This window comes from Paenibacillus sp. FSL R7-0297 (assembly GCF_038009025.1).
Taxonomy (GTDB): Bacteria; Bacillota; Bacilli; order Paenibacillales; family Paenibacillaceae; genus Paenibacillus_AQ.
On record NZ_JBBPAQ010000001.1, the window covers coordinates 1,255,770 to 1,268,435 of the forward strand.

Annotated in this window: 13 protein-coding genes; 9 read left to right on the top strand and 4 right to left on the bottom strand. The window is 52.8% G+C overall.

All coding sequences use genetic code 11. From position 1 onward, the window contains the following. Nucleotides 1-145 precede the first annotated feature (145 nt). Nucleotides 146-1,063: an HPr(Ser) kinase/phosphatase gene (hprK, locus tag MKZ24_RS05460; RefSeq protein ID WP_042240949.1), complete on the top strand. Its 918-nt coding sequence runs from the start codon at nucleotides 146-148 to the stop codon at nucleotides 1,061-1,063. 64 nt (nucleotides 1,064-1,127) lie between these two features. Further along, nucleotides 1,128-1,412, top strand: a complete 285-nt coding sequence (locus MKZ24_RS05465; protein ID WP_042240945.1) for an alpha/beta-type small acid-soluble spore protein — start codon at nucleotides 1,128-1,130, stop codon at nucleotides 1,410-1,412. A 74-nt stretch (nucleotides 1,413-1,486) separates the two neighbouring features. Here MKZ24_RS05465 and MKZ24_RS05470 read toward each other — a convergent pair whose 3' ends face one another. The 3 genes from MKZ24_RS05470 to MKZ24_RS05480 form a co-directional block, all read right to left on the bottom strand. Then, nucleotides 1,487-2,065, bottom strand: coding sequence for a class I SAM-dependent methyltransferase (locus tag MKZ24_RS05470; RefSeq protein WP_042240943.1), 579 nt, complete (start codon nucleotides 2,063-2,065; stop codon nucleotides 1,487-1,489). Between the two features lie 24 nt (nucleotides 2,066-2,089). Continuing rightward, nucleotides 2,090-3,589, bottom strand: a complete 1,500-nt coding sequence (locus MKZ24_RS05475; RefSeq protein WP_340781605.1) for a GNAT family N-acetyltransferase — start codon at nucleotides 3,587-3,589, stop codon at nucleotides 2,090-2,092. A 62-nt stretch (nucleotides 3,590-3,651) separates the two neighbouring features. Then, nucleotides 3,652-4,449 (bottom strand): AIM24 family protein, encoded by a 798-nt coding sequence (locus MKZ24_RS05480; protein ID WP_340781606.1) that lies wholly within the window; start codon nucleotides 4,447-4,449, stop codon nucleotides 3,652-3,654. 217 nt (nucleotides 4,450-4,666) lie between these two features. Here MKZ24_RS05480 and MKZ24_RS05485 point away from each other — a divergent pair, with 217 nt between their 5' ends. The 5 genes from MKZ24_RS05485 (at nucleotide 4,667) to MKZ24_RS05505 (ending at nucleotide 9,990) form a co-directional block, all read left to right on the top strand. Continuing rightward, complete coding sequence (locus MKZ24_RS05485; protein ID WP_042240936.1) at nucleotides 4,667-5,905, top strand: ATP-binding protein; 1,239 nt, start codon at nucleotides 4,667-4,669, stop codon at nucleotides 5,903-5,905. A gap of 90 nt (nucleotides 5,906-5,995) precedes the next feature. Further along, nucleotides 5,996-6,454, top strand: a complete 459-nt coding sequence (locus tag MKZ24_RS05490; protein ID WP_340781608.1) for a tetratricopeptide repeat protein — start codon at nucleotides 5,996-5,998, stop codon at nucleotides 6,452-6,454. Nucleotides 6,455-6,474: 20 nt separating this feature from the next. Further along, the gene (locus MKZ24_RS05495) at nucleotides 6,475-7,287 is read left to right on the top strand and encodes a sugar phosphate isomerase/epimerase family protein (protein WP_340781610.1); all 813 of its coding nucleotides are present in this window, start codon (nucleotides 6,475-6,477) and stop codon (nucleotides 7,285-7,287) included. Between the two features lie 333 nt (nucleotides 7,288-7,620). After that, a complete protein-coding gene (locus MKZ24_RS05500) occupies nucleotides 7,621-9,330 on the top strand; it encodes an ABC transporter ATP-binding protein (RefSeq protein ID WP_340781612.1) in 1,710 nt (569 codons plus the stop codon). A gap of 78 nt (nucleotides 9,331-9,408) precedes the next feature. Continuing rightward, entirely contained in the window at nucleotides 9,409-9,990 is a 582-nt protein-coding gene (locus MKZ24_RS05505) for a GNAT family N-acetyltransferase (RefSeq protein WP_340781613.1), read from the top strand. Nucleotides 9,991-10,403: 413 nt separating this feature from the next. On the opposite strand, the gene infC is transcribed toward MKZ24_RS05505, so the two are convergent. Beyond that, the gene (gene infC, locus MKZ24_RS05510) at nucleotides 10,404-10,916 is read right to left on the bottom strand and encodes a translation initiation factor IF-3 (protein WP_340781614.1); all 513 of its coding nucleotides are present in this window, start codon (nucleotides 10,914-10,916) and stop codon (nucleotides 10,404-10,406) included. A gap of 192 nt (nucleotides 10,917-11,108) precedes the next feature. Between infC and MKZ24_RS05515 the strand changes: the two genes are divergently transcribed. Together MKZ24_RS05515 and MKZ24_RS05520 are read left to right on the top strand one after the other, a co-directional pair. Continuing rightward, nucleotides 11,109-11,690: an RNA polymerase sigma factor gene (locus tag MKZ24_RS05515; RefSeq protein ID WP_042240923.1), complete on the top strand. Its 582-nt coding sequence runs from the start codon at nucleotides 11,109-11,111 to the stop codon at nucleotides 11,688-11,690. Further along, entirely contained in the window at nucleotides 11,683-12,528 is an 846-nt protein-coding gene (locus MKZ24_RS05520; protein ID WP_340781615.1) for an anti-sigma factor, read from the top strand. The genes MKZ24_RS05515 and MKZ24_RS05520 overlap by 8 nt, the downstream gene beginning before the upstream one ends. The last annotated feature ends 138 nt before the right edge of the window (nucleotides 12,529-12,666 follow it).

Sequence of the window (12,666 nt, forward strand, 5' to 3'; positions counted from 1 at the left end):
ACTACACCTTCTTGATATATTTAGTGTTTATTGCTTTTTCTGGGTCTAAGGTCTTATATATTGATTTTAATATATAATTAGCGTGTGCAGATTACAAGATTTTTAAGTGAATCTATCGGAATAAAATGGTTGGGAGGAGAATAATATGAAATCTATCACCGTTCAGAACCTTACGGACAAGTTCCATTTGGAAGTGCTGGCAGGATCAGGGTGCATGGACCGCATCATTACCCGTCCACGGACGCACAGGCCCGGACTTGAATTTGTCGGTTATTTCGATTTCTTTCCGATGGCGCGGGTGCAGGTGCTCGGCCGCAAGGAGATCAACTATTTATTAACGCTGAGTGTAGAGGAACGCATGCTGCACATCGGCAATATCGTCAAATATCATCCGCCTTGTTTCATTGTAACGAGCGGCCAGCAAGAGATCCCTTACCTCACCTTATACTGTAATCAGGAGGGCATTCCGCTGCTGCGGACACCAGAGGTGACCACGGAGTTTATTGCCAAGCTGGACAGCTATTTGGTAAAAACGCTGGCCCCGGAGCTGTCGATTCACGGGGTGTGTGTCAATGTGTCGGGCATCGGGATCCTGCTTCGGGGCAAGTCCGGGATCGGTAAAAGCGAAACGGCGCATACACTCATCCGGCGGGGCCACCGGTTCGTGGCCGATGATATTGTAGTGCTCAAGAAGCTGGGGCCGGCAACGCTTCTCGGGACGCACAATGAGACGACCCGCGAATTCCTGGCGCTGCGCAGCATCGGCCTGATCAATGTCGTACGCCAGTACGGGCGCAGGGCCTTCCAGGATGAGACGCGGATTGTACTGGATATCGAGCTGGCACCGTGGCAGGAGAATTCACTCAACAATGACCTGGAACTGGTTCCCCAGTTCACGGAATATCTCGGCGTTCAAATCCCGCATATCGAGGTTCAGCTTCAGCCGGGGCGCGATGTGGCCGGCCTGATCGAAGCTGCTGCGAATAATTGGTATCTCAAGCAGCTTGGATACAGCGCGGTAGAAGACTTCATGAAGCGGATTGAAGACGGGATGCAGTCTTAAGGCGGGATAATCCCACACACTCCAGGGCAACTTAGATAAAAGACAGCAGAGGAGTGTATCCGAAATGGCGAGAAGAAACAGGAGATATGCGGTGCCCGGGTCAGCTCAGGGCATGCAGACCTTCAAAGCAGAGGTCATGAAGCAGGAAGGATACCATGTAGATCCGAATCATCCGGACGATGTGAAATACGAGGTGGCGAAGGAGCTCGGTATCCCGCTGCAGGCGGGCAATAACGGCAATTTGACCACGGAATCTGCGGGGCAGATTGGCGGCAGAATCGGAGGCTCCATGGTCCGGGAGATGGTCCGTCTGGCACAGGAGCAGTTAGCGGAGAAGGGGAAATCCTAGAATACGCGATCCCTCCAATGGCCCAAAGCAGCGGCATGCTTTTGGGCTATTTGCAGTTTATACGCAGGTAATATTCAGAAAATATAGACATACACCTTCGTCCGCAGCCGGTCCGGGCAGGTGATGATGCGGACCGGCTGCTTGTCCGGGAGAGCGAAGCAGACACTGATCACGGCTGCCCCCGGCGGCAGCTCCTGCCTGAACTTGGGAGCAAGCCGTTCCATGGCACCGGGGAACAGGTAGCAGAGCACAATATCGGCATCGCTATAAGAGCTTCTATATATGTCGCCCCGCCTAAAAATGACCTTGCCCTGCAGCCGCTCCCGTTCACTCTTCACTGGCAGAAACCGTGTGCATACTACCGCAAACAGCTGTGAGAACCCTAGGGGAATCCTTGAGTTCTCTATGCCGGTCAGCCGTTTGCCGGGGCAGCGGCGGATGACTTCCAGGCCCAGCGTTCCCCAGCCCGACCCCGCCTCCAGAACATTGGCATAACCCGGCATACGGTTCACCTCCACGGCTACTGCCGCCCTTACAGCCCTGGAGGCGGGCATCGGCGATATTCCGTTCTTCCAGCTTACGAGCACAATCCAGACTACGGACAGCAGAATGAGAAATGCGGCAATCCAGGGAATACTCTCGGTAACGGGCATATATCGCTCCTTCTTAATCTGTGCTCACGCCGGGCTGCCGCTGTAATATTTATACTCGAAATTGATCTTGAAGCCGGCATTGAGGTAGAGGGTCAAAGCCCGCTCATTCTCGGTGACAACACCTAGACGGATCGAAGAATAGTTCTTCTGCAGCAGGAAATCAACAGTCTGCCGGAGCACCTTCCCGCCATACCCTTGGCCCTGGCAAGCGGGCAATATGCAGAAATTATGGATAAAGGCGGTTGCCTCATTCACGTAATTCACCCGGATCAGGCCGATCCGCTGGCCGCCCGCCCAGGCAATATAGGTGATACGCTCTGGTTCCTTCGTCTGCAGGAAATACTCCCGGGTGGCGTCTTCGGAGTCCCCGAAGGCCCGGGACGAGCAGGAGACCATGAATTCGAAATCCTCCGGCAAGGAAGGCAGCAGACGCAATTCTGCCGGAGCGGGTTCTCTGCCGGACTCCGTATGGGCATATGACATCGCGAATTCAGAGCGGTCATACTCAGTACCGATAGCCTGGGCCGCGCGGAGTCCTGCCTGTGAGCGGCTTGGAACCCTGTAGCTGAGGCTGTGTACAGTGAGAGGCGCAATATCTTCCTTGGCCCGCTGCAAAAGGCTGCGGAATACACCCTGGCGGCGGTATTCCGGATGGACCATGGCATTGATCTGCGCATAATCGCCTTCGGAAGCAAACCAGCTCAGCAAACCTATGAGCTGGTTTCCGCGATAGCAGAGCAGGGCATGGTCGCCATCCTCTTTGACGAGATGCTCAAGATCTGAGCTTAATTTGAGCGAATCCGCGTGGCTGCACTGCTGCTCCAGTAGAGTAATGTCCGCCGCTTGCTGCTTGGAGTGGTAAGTCATTGCCATGATGTTATTTAACTTGAGAAGCTTGCGGAACTCATTAACACTGTCAAACACGCCATCGGGCGGGACATCGTAAGCCTGGCTCTGGAAGGTGGACAGCCAGCGGACACCGTAGGTCGGCAGTCCGGCAGCCTTGCCCGCGAGAATATCCGCATTACTGTCCCCAACGAATATAGCATTAGAGGGATCCATGCCAAGTGTACGCAGCGCCGAATGTATGCCTTCGGGATCAGGCTTGGGCTTAACGACATCATCTCCGGTAATGGAGATATCGAAGAAGCGCTCCAGATCCAGCGCCCCGGCCGATATCTGATAGGCCCGTCTGCTTTTACCGGTAATGACGCCAAGCTTCATCCCTTGCGCCTTCAGGGCCTGAAGTAATTCTACAATGTGCCCGTCATTCTGGAATTCTCCGAAATGCCCCTGCTCATATAATGAATAATAATCTTCTATAGCATGCGGAACGGAAGACGGATCAGCGAAATTGCCGCCAATGATGTCCTCCTCGGTGGGGCCAAACATGGCGACAAGTTCATCTCGGGTGACTTCTCTATGATCGTATTGCTGAAATACAGCCTGGAACGCATGGAAGGATAAAGGCAGTGTATCCGCAAGTGTTCCGTCGAAATCAAATAATACAGCTTGAATAGACATACGGATGGCCCGTCCTTTGGATGAATTAGGTGGATGGAGCATTGCCTCAAGTGGCGTCAGAATCAGGAGGTAGGTGCAGCCTGAAACAGGCTGTTCTTGTAATTCATGAGCGGTGCCAGCCAGACCATACCGGTTCCCCGGTAGACATTGACCAGGCCTTCGCCGGAAACGGCAGAGCCCATGCGGGTCTTCCCTGATTTCTCTACGGTAAAGTCAAGCGAGTTCGACCACATCAACGCGAAATTGCCATCTACCTTCAGCACGTCATTCTGCAGCTCGACCACCACGGCTTCCTCGGATGGAATAGGAGCCTCAAGAGCGATAATCCCTTTCCCCCGTGCGCTCAGGTTGAACAGCCCTTCTCCGCCGAGGACGGCTGAGGATACATTCTTGCGTGCAGCGACAGCAATATCCAGCGTGGACTCGCAGGCCAGGAACATGCCGTCATCAATCACGATATGGTCGTTGTCGACATCAATCAGCCAGAGATATTTGTAGGTGGTTTCGAGCATAATCGTCCCCGTCCCTTTATAGAGCGGTTTGATGGCACTCGTGCCGGTAGCTGCACTGGATATAATATTGCGCATCAAGCCTCCGACACCTTTGACACCCGACGTCATTTCAATATTGCCGATCATATACTGCATAGCGCCTGCGCTCAGCATAACCTCGCTATTCGTTAGCTCAATCATCAGCTGCTTGTTGCGCATATTGCTCTTGCTCATGAAGAAGTTGGCCTGGGCTTCCAGCATGGAGGTGCTGCTAAGATCCTCCTTGTATTCAATGACCGAGAATCCGCCAAGCTGTTCCTTAATTACAACATTAGGGTTATCCTTCAAATTATTAATGGTAAAAGCCATAATGCTTCCTCCCCTGAGATGCAGTTATTTGGGCATGTCAATTGATTATAGCAGAGTCCATAACAGGTGGGTAAAATAATGGAAAATCATAGAAAATTCTAATAGTAATCCAGTTTAGCTTTACTTATAATAATAGATTAGCGTAATGTTCTAAGTATAGTGCTCAGAACACAAATGCAGATACCATACCCGTATTGGAGCCGAAAGGAAGTTACCCTTGTTTGAGACGTTGCTTCTTAATTTTTTGTTTATGCTGTTTCCGGTACTTATCTTTCTGATCTTCTTTGAGAATAGGCCACACGCCTATAACCGGAAGATTCTTGTGCTGCTCACAGCTATAACCATGATCCTGTGTATCGCCAAGCCGATCCGGCTGGAGACGGGGTTTATCTTTGACCTGCGGTATGTTCCGTTTCTTATCGCAGCTTTGTATGGAGGGTACAAAAATGTTCTTCCGCTCTATCTGATACTAAACGTATACCGTTTCTATATAGGCGGAGAGGGAACGATTCACTCGTTTCTTTTTTCAACAGCAGTTCTGGTCGTTGTGCCGTTATTAAGTTCAAGATTTATCCGTTCGAAGCCAAAGGTCCGGATCAGCTGGGCAACCGTCATTGCCGTGCTTACGATGGGCTGTTATCTGATTGTGCTGAGCATGGTTATGGAGTCGCTGGATATGCAGTTCTGGATGCTCGCCTTCTATGCTTTGACCACTCATGCAGCCGTGATGGCGGTCTTAATGATTCTGCTGGAGCAGATCATTACCAATCTCAGGAATCGTGACCGGATTATGCAGTCGGAGCGGCTTAATGTGGTTAGTGAGCTGGCGGCCAGCGTCTCCCATGAGATGCGGAATCCGTTAACCGTGACGAGCGGGTTCCTTCAGCTGCTGAACAAATCGAAGACGCTTACGCCCGAAGAGAAGGGGTATATTGAACTGTCGCTGCTGGAGCTGAACCGGGCGGAGAAGATCATCAGCGATTATCTCTCTTTTGCCAAGCCGCAGTCGGAGAATAGGGTCTATTCCAACCTCCAGGCGGAGTGTGAGTACACCAAGAATGTCATCATGCCGTATGCCACAATCCACAAGGTAGCGGTTGAGTTCCGCTTCAACAACTCGCTCTGCGCCCATTATGACCGGAATCTGATGCAGCAATGTCTGATTAATCTGTACAAAAACGGGATTGAAGCGATGAAGGGAATGGAAGACGGCGTTCTGACCATTGATATCTCCGAAAGGAAGCAGAATATTATCATTACCATCCGCGACACCGGCATCGGGATGACGAAGGATGAAATCTCACGTCTGGGCAAACCCTACTATTCCACCAAAGAAGAAGGTACGGGTCTGGGTATGCTCATGGCTTACAGTGCGATCAACAAAGTTAAGGGAGTTATCGAGGTTAGAAGCGAAAAAGGAAAGGGAACCACCTTCGAGATCGCCATCCCGGCTTAGGGCGGACAGGGCAACAGTGGGAAACTCTCCGTGAAAATGATAAAGTAGCTCTTAGAGGAATGGATATATTAACCGGGAGGCTGTTTGTAAATGAGACAAGAGTTAATTGCGCAATTGAATGCTTGGCATGAGGAAGATGAGTTCGAACAAATCGTATCCCGCATCAAAGAGGTGCCCACACCGCTGATCGATGATGAGCTGGCGGTCCATCTGGGCCGGGCGCTCAATAATCTGGGACGTTATAAGGAAGCGCTTAAATGGTTCAACAAGACTGCCGACAAAGGCAAAAAAGATCCGCTGTGGCATTTCCGCGTCGGTTACGCGCATTACTATCTGGACCAGTATGATGAGGCGATCAAGGCTTTTGAGAAGGCCCATAAGCTGGACCCTGAAGATCAGGATATCATTGAGTTCCTGGAATGGAGCCGGAATGAGGCGGGCGTGCAGGAGGGTCCTGACGATGCTGAGGATTCTGGGGATGCAGAGGATTCGGCCGAAGAAGCGGACGTTAACTCGGATTCTAAGGATACTGAGGATACTAAGCGCTAGGCTGAGAGGGGCTGGAGAGCTTGAAGCTGTCGGTATTTTACAATCATATTGTGAAGGCAAGCGAGCAGAGCGGCCTGCCGCTTACGGATGTACTGGACAAAGTGCATGCCTATGGCATAGAAGCGGTAGAGCTAGATCTGGAAGAGGCGCTGACCGGTACGGAGGCGATGAAAAAAAGGCTGGATGCGGCGGGGCTCTCCGTGGCGTCGATGTATGCTTTTTTTGACTTCGGTAATCAGCCTGCACCGGAGCCGGGGTACGCATTTATCGATACGGCAGCCTACTTCGGAGCTGGCAAGTTGCTGGTCATCCCGGGCTTCACCCGGGATACGGCCAGCCCGGAGCAGCGGAGTCAGGCTCTTCAGAGCATGGCTGCAGCGCTGAATGCCATTTGTGATTACGCGGAGCGTAAGGGCATCCGTGTGACGATGGAGGATTTCGACGATATCCGGGCGCCGTTCTCGTCGGCGGACGAGCTGCTCTGGTTCCTGGAGCAGGTGCCTAAGCTGGCGATCACCTTCGACACCGGGAACTTCATCTACCGCGGCGAGGATGAATTGGAAGCGTTCGCGAAGCTGAAGGAGCGGACCGTTCATGTCCACTGCAAGGACCGGTCGCTGGAAGACAACGGCGGGGAGCCCAGAATCAGCGTAAGCGGGATTCCGCTGTATCCGTCCCCTGTAGGCTCAGGCTGCATCCGCATCGCCGAGGTGCTCCGGATGCTGAAGGCAGAGGGATACGCAGATACACTGGCCATCGAGCATTTCGATGCTGTAGACCAGCTGGGTTATATGGAGCAGTCGGCGGCTTGGCTGCGCTCCATGCTGGATTAGGCCGCCAATCTTGAAGGTTGACGGCCGGGCTGGCCGGGGCATACAATGAAAGACAATCTTACAATCGAGGTGAAATGGATGCCATTCCGTACCGTCGCAAGGAACTAGTTATCGGGCTGGATTGAACGCGTACCAGCCATCAAGGGGGCAGTCTGCCTTTTTGATCACATGATAACTATAACCTTGGACGGTGCCAGGCATTCATTTTTAGAGCCGGGACACTGAGTTATTCAACGTACAGAACATACTGCGTATGCAGGGGGTTCATTAGCGTTGGGTGGCGAAGCGTGATCCCGGCTTTTTTATATACTCATATCAAGATTGGGGATTGTAATGATGCTGCGGAAATGTCTTGTCCACCTCAAAGGGTGGATTGCTCTGTATATCCTTCTTGGTTTCGCCATTCAGTTCTTAAGCAGTCTGGGCATAGTGGTCTTTCAGAAGATTCTCGATCAGGCAGTGGATGGAACGGGCTTCAGCGAAATCACACACTGGATTGTTATCTACGGGGTGCTGCTGGGTGCGAATGTACTTCTGAATTATGCGGATGAATATCCGGGCGCCCATCTGTCAAACAGCATCACGGAAAGGCTGAAGATTCTGGCCTTGTCCAAAATCTCCAGAATGGATTATACCGCCTATCAGAATATGGGCACAGGCCAGATGATCAAGGTGATTGAGAACGGGGCGGCGGCCGGAAACAGCATTCTGTTTTCTTTTATTCTGGGGACGTTGCACGAGCTGCTGCCTACCATCCTCTTCAGTTTGTTCTTCATCAGCTATTATGACCTCAGAATCATGCTGGTGATTGCAGGCGGGTATGTGGTGATCTTCGGGATCACGAATGTGCTGCTGAAATACCTCTACCGGATTAAAGCGGCTGTACTCCAGGAGCAGGAGGCTATGTCCCGTTATTCGATACGTGGTTTCATGGAGCTGGTTGTGTTCCGGACCAATAAGAAGTATGCGCAGGAAATCAGCAGATTGAACGAGACCGCACGGCAGATCATTCGGAAAAGCGCTCAGCTGCAGATGATCCATGAGTCTTTTTTTGCCTTATTCGAATTGTTCATTACGGTTATTAAAGTGATTGTCCTGCTCTATGGAGTGAAGAATGTGGTCTCCGGGCAGGCCTCGGTCGGGGTTATGGTGGCCTTGTTCATGTTCATTGAGAAAATATATACGCCGATTGCCATCTTCAACGTGTTATTCGTCGGCTACAAGCTGAACAGGGTGACCTACCAGCGGTTCGGGGAATTCCTGAACGCCCCGGAGGACGCCAATCTGGAGAAGGGGAAGGCGGTGGCCGGGCTGCAGGGCGATCTTGAATTCAGGGACGTGTCCTTCGGCTACGGGGAGATTCAGGTGCTGGACCGGCTGTCCTTCTCCATCGCGCACGGAACCTCAGTTGCACTGGTTGGCTTAAGCGGGAGCGGGAAATCGACGGTCATTAAGCTAATTACCGGCCTGCTGAAGAAAAGCGGCGGCAAGCTGCTGGTGGACGGCAAGGATATCGATGAGCTGAGTCTGAACAGCTACTATGATCATATCTCCTATCTATCGCAGGACAGTCCGGTATTCGATACCACGATTAGGGGCAATATGGTGTTTGATCAGGATGTGGCGGATGAGGAGCTGTATGCGGTTCTGGATAAGGTCCATCTGAAGGATAAGGTGCTGGAGCTGCCGGAGAAGCTGGAGACGATGGTTGGTGAGCGTGGCCTGAGGTTGTCGGGCGGTGAGCGACAGCGGCTGGCTTTTGCCCGGGCGATCCTGCAGAAGCGGAATCTGATCATTCTCGATGAGCCGGTATCAGCGCTGGATAATATCACGGAGAAGAGCCTGATGGAAACGGTATTTACGGAGTTCAGGAACAAGACGGTCATTATTATCGCGCACCGGCTGAATTTCATCAGCGGAGTAGACCAGATTCTGGTGATGGAGCGGGGAAGGCTGATAGGGGAGGGGAATTTCGATTCCCTGATCCGCAGCTGTGATGCCTTCAGAGCACTGTGGAATAACGGCAGGGGGCAAACGGATTAAATCATCTTTTACCTTGTAGCCCCTCTCCGGCCTGTACTATGCTGGGTTCTAGAGAACCAGAAAGTGAGGCTGCCGGCAATGAATTCGATTCTGTCCAAGATGAGACTGGAAACGGAGCGATTAATCATCCGTTCTTATATTGAAAGTGATCTTGGCGCCTCCTTCGCGCTGATGCAGAATCCGGAGGTACTGGCCTTCATGCATATGGAGGTCATGCAGCGGCATGAATATGAAGGCTTGTTCCGCTGGCTGATGTTCAGTTATCATACGCCGTTTGAGCTGCCGTTCAAATATTCCTTTGCGGTTTGCAGCAAGGCAAACGGACAGCTGATCGGCTGGTGCGGCCTCGGTGTGCTGGATTTCAGCGTACCGGATACCGAGCTGTATTATCTGATCGGGCGTGAGCACTGGGGCCTGGGGTATGCTACCGAGGCCGCCCGGGCGCTCACGGCTTATGCCTTCAATGTCATCGGGCTGGACCGGTTATACGCCAAGGCAGATCCGCTGAACACAGCGTCACTCGGGGTATTCCGGAAGCTGGGCTTCCGGTTTGAACGTGAGCTGGCCGGGCTAACCGGCGATTATGAGGACTGCAACGGTGAAATGCTGCATGTGCTGGAAAGGGAGCGGTTTGCTGGGCGGCTTGGCAGTGGAGGATAACCCTAGGATGAGCGGGAGATGTACGGAAGACGAGTAGAAGATGAGCGGCCCGGCGGGGCAAGATAAGCGGAAGAAGATAGGGTTCAAGAATAACGGCTTTGCCGTCCTTTTACAGGACAGCAAAGCCGTTTCCACTTCATAGATAAGAATGTATATGCTTCGAGCCAGAGAGAACGAACGGGACAAGCTCGGATGCTATGAGGACCGGAAAGAGTTGGATATTGTCCACTTGCTGATGAACGATAGAACCCTGCTCAAATAACAGTTGGACAAACAGCACTTAAATCCTTCCTTTTCACCCACAGTAGCTAAACCTAACAATATTAGATGTTGTTTTTCCACTTGCTTCAGTCCATCCCTCAAAAATAGGTAAATTAAGATGCCTTTTTCCACTTGTTGCTCTCACAGCAATATTACGTACGCGGATTTACCCGTACCTGTGCGCCTTTGCCGCTGGTCTGAATTCCGGTGGTCTTGCTTCCGGCCTCCTTCAGATCTGCCAGCAGACGCTCCAGGACTGCCTTCGCGGCCGCCGCCTCCTTCGCGCCGGAGGACTTCACGACCAGCTGCACCGGCTTGCCGGAGCGCAGATGCTTGTCCGCCTGACGCAGTTTCGTGTCGTAGTCATGCTCTTCAATATGGGCGGTGAAGCGCAGCTCCTTCACCTTCTCAGTGCTGGCTCCGCCGCCTTGCGGACGGCTGGTATCGCCCTTGCGGGTCGCTTGCGCAGCGGCTTTGCCTGTGCCCTTGGCGACCAGACTGCAGGGCGGCGGACTGCTCATCAGCGAGGTGCAGACCAGATCCGCTCCTGCGGATCTGGCCATAGCCAGCGCCTCGTCTCTGGATACGGTGCCGAGCTTCTGCCCCTTCAGCCCGGTAAGCTCGACCTCAGCTGCTCTAATCTGTTCATTAATAAGTACGGCCACGGAAATGAATCCTCCCTTTGCGGATATGATATAGCTATCATATATGGAAGCCGGCCGGGCTTCAATTCCGGAGGACATGATCCTTGATTCAAAGTTGAGCCGCTTGTGCAAAGCGGTTATACTCAGTGAAACGCAGGAAGTTCAGCGCGGGAGCGCCGGAGTACTAAATTTTTGTTGAATGGGGGATGGCAATTGAATGACACAGCTGACGATAAGCAGTTAATCCAGCTTATTGCACAGAAAGACTCGAATGCCCTCGAACTGCTCTATGACCGGTATGAACGGGTAATCTATAGTTTTGCTTACCAGATCGTGAAGGATTCGATGGCCGCTGAAGAAGTAATGCAGGAACTGTTCCTGCGGGTATGGAAGAATGCGGAGCAGATTGATTTCGGCAGGGGCAAGCTGCTTACCTGGATGTTCGCCGTTACCCGCAATCTGGCGATTGATCATCTCCGCAAACGCAGCTCCCGGCTGCCGCAGCAATCTGCAGACTCCGGGAATCTGGATATGATTCAGGACCATACAGCGCTCACCGAGGATCTCGTTGAGCTGCAGATGGCCGGGGAACAGATCAGGGACGCGCTGCTGGGGCTGAGCCGGGATCAGCAGCAGGTGATGGATATGATTTATTATCAGGGCTATACCCAGCAGGAAGTAGCCAACCTTGCGGCAATTCCGCTGGGGACGGTCAAAGGAAGGGTCCGATTGGCAATGAAGCAGCTGCACAAATCATTACGGCATTGGGGAAGGAGGGATCATGCGCATGAGTGAACATAAGGATGATCTCTGTGAACTGGCCGAATTATATGTTCTGGGCGCACTGACGGCAGAAGAGACAGCGCAGCTCGCTGCCCATGCAGAAGCCTGCAGTGAATGCAAGGAGCTGATAAGTGAATACCGGCAGGTACTGGGCCATCTTCCCCTTGCTTCCGAGCCCGCCGAGCCGCCTTCCGGAATGAAGGATCGGATATTATCACGGGTATTAGAGTCGGGCCATGTGAGCACGTCCGCCGCTCAGCCGAAGACTAGCATGAATATTCAGCCTGCGGCAGAGCGCACAATCGAGCGTGAACCGGTAAAGGCACCTCCAATAGAGCAGGGGCTGCCCCGGGCAAGGATTTCTGAGCCTAGAAAAACCCGCTTCTGGGGTTACTTGAGCCTCGGGCTGGCTGTGGCCGTGCTGCTGCTGATTGTCTATACCGGCCAGCTGCGCGGGGATGTAGACCAGCTGCAGCGGCAGATTGCCTCCGGCACCGGGCCCCTGCAGGGGCTTAAGGTGAATGAGACGGTGGCGCTTAGCCCGGCGGGAGAGGCTGTTTCCGCCAAGGGTGTAGCGACCATTGTCACTGATACATCCGGGACCCACCTCGTAATCCAGGCAGAGGATCTGCCGGAGCTTACAGGTACAGAGGTCTACCAGGTATGGCTGATCAAAGGGGATACGCCGCAGAATGCGGGCACCTTCATCTCACAGGACGGAAACGGGGCACTCTATTATTCGTTTGATCCGAAGGCCTACGATACCGTGGCAATTACGCTGGAGCCGGATGACGGGGGAGACGCCCCGCGCGGACAGATCATTCTGGCAGCGCCGATTAAGCAGGGGTAGCAGCTGAATTCCGCAATGCCGATATTGGCGGGAACTCAATGTAATGAAGAACAGCCGGGAGGGTTCCCGGCTGTTCTTGCGCAAATATAAGAATTCACATGATAGCTTATCCTTCTATTTCCCGCTGAAACGGTACCG